This window comes from Anaerostipes faecis, assembly GCF_910574135.1.
Taxonomy (GTDB): Bacteria; Bacillota; Clostridia; order Lachnospirales; family Lachnospiraceae; genus Anaerostipes; species Anaerostipes hominis.
The window spans coordinates 1-1,680 of the sequence record NZ_CAJSYK010000053.1; the positions used below are offsets into that span (position 1 = coordinate 1).

Consider the following 1,680-nt stretch of genomic DNA (forward strand, 5'->3'; position numbering starts at 1 on the left):
GGGCAATCTCAAAAGAAAAGCTGAAACAGGCAGGGCTTGTGAGTTGCTACGATTATTACATGGAACGTCATGCTTTGAAGTTATGTTGAACCGCCGTATGCCGAACGGCATGTACGGTGGTGTGAGAGGGGAGATTTAATCTCCCCTACTCGATTGCTTCTGTGTTTTTGTAATAAACCTAAAAAGCAGGATCATTCCAATCAGACTGACAAGCAGTTCGGTCATGGGAAAGGCTGCCCAGACTCCTGTAATGCCTCCCAGGGCAGACAATATAAAAGCCATAGGAATGATAATGACAAATCCCCGGAGGATCGATATCATGTGTGCCGGCCGGGGGTATTCCGTTGAAGTGAAGTAAACGGCAGCCACAATATTGAAACCAGCAAATACAGAGGCTGTAAAGTATATTTTCAGTCCTGCGGCTGCGATATCCTGAAGTGTCTTATTGTGATTGCTGTTAAAGATTCCGGTAATGGGTTCCGCACCGAAAAACATACACAGATAAACGCAGGCGGAGATTACAATAACCGCGGTGACAGCGTAACGTAAAATCGCAGTAACATTTTTATGGTTTCCGGCACCGTAATTGCTGCTTAAGACAGGCTGTATCCCCTGTGCGATGCCTGTATAGACTGCCATGACGACCAGTGACAGATTCGCGATGACACCATAGGCCGCAACGCCGATGTTCCCCGCAATGTGCAGCAGGATCACATTAAATACAATGATCACGATACCGGAAGAAACTTCTGTGATCAAAGACGGAAGTCCGCTTGAAAAAATATCAAGCAGCAGGTTTGCCGAAAGTCTGCATTTCTTTAAATGAAACTGATTTCTTTTATTTATCAGATAAGGGGACAGAATCAAAATGCTGATTACCGGTGCCAGTCCGGTGGCAAACGCTGCCCCGAACAATCCCATTCCGAGCGGAAATATAAATATATAATCCAAAATAACATTAGACAGACTGCCGCAGATCATGGCTGTCATGGATAACTGGGGATTTCCATCATTTCTTATGAAACACAGCAAAAGATTATTTGTCATAAACATTGGGGCAAACAACAGAATAACCTGTAAATAAGTTTTTGTCATTTTGAACACAGATTCGTTGGCTCCCAACATACTGACCATAGGGCCGGAGCAGAAAATACCAAGCAGGAAGAAGATACCTGCGATGATTCCGGTCAAAACCACAGCATTTGTAAATACCTGATTCGCTTTGACTTTATTTTTCTGGCTTCTTAGAATTGAATATTTTGTTCCTCCTCCGATTCCGAGCATTAATCCGCTGCCGTTTATAAAGCTGTAAACCGGAATTGCAAGGTTTAAGGAGGTCAGTCCATCAGCGCCTAATGCCCTGGAGACAAAAAAGGTATCTGCCAGGATATAAAAGGACAACCCTAACATACCCAGTACATTGAGCGAAGAATACTTCAAAAAAACTTTAAAACATGAGATCTCTTTCATATGGTATATACCTTCCTTATGCATTTGTGTACATCTCCGCAGGACTTTCCTATGGTGATTAGGGTGTCAAAAGGTCATTGACCTTTGATATAAATTTGTACCTTGAAAATTTAACACGATATATCAATCCATCCGAACATTTGGTAAAATATAAATATCAAATATCGAGGTGATTCGCATGGCTTTTGTATCAAATAATAGTCAACAAAT

The 1,680-nt window shown here is 42.1% G+C and carries 1 protein-coding gene; it reads right to left on the reverse strand.

Going from position 1 to position 1,680, the window contains the following annotated elements:
* Positions 1–135: 135 nt before the first annotated feature.
* The gene (locus QGT46_RS16750) at positions 136–1,470 is read right to left on the reverse strand and encodes an MATE family efflux transporter (protein WP_301591664.1); all 1,335 of its coding nucleotides are present in this window, start codon (positions 1,468–1,470) and stop codon (positions 136–138) included.
* Positions 1,471–1,680 lie beyond the last annotated feature (210 nt).

Excerpts from the sequence above, each read along its gene's own strand:
- QGT46_RS16750 (WP_301591664.1), bottom strand. The coding sequence starts at position 1,470 with ATGAAAGAGATCTCATGTTTTAAAGTTTTTTTGAAGTATTCTTCGCTC.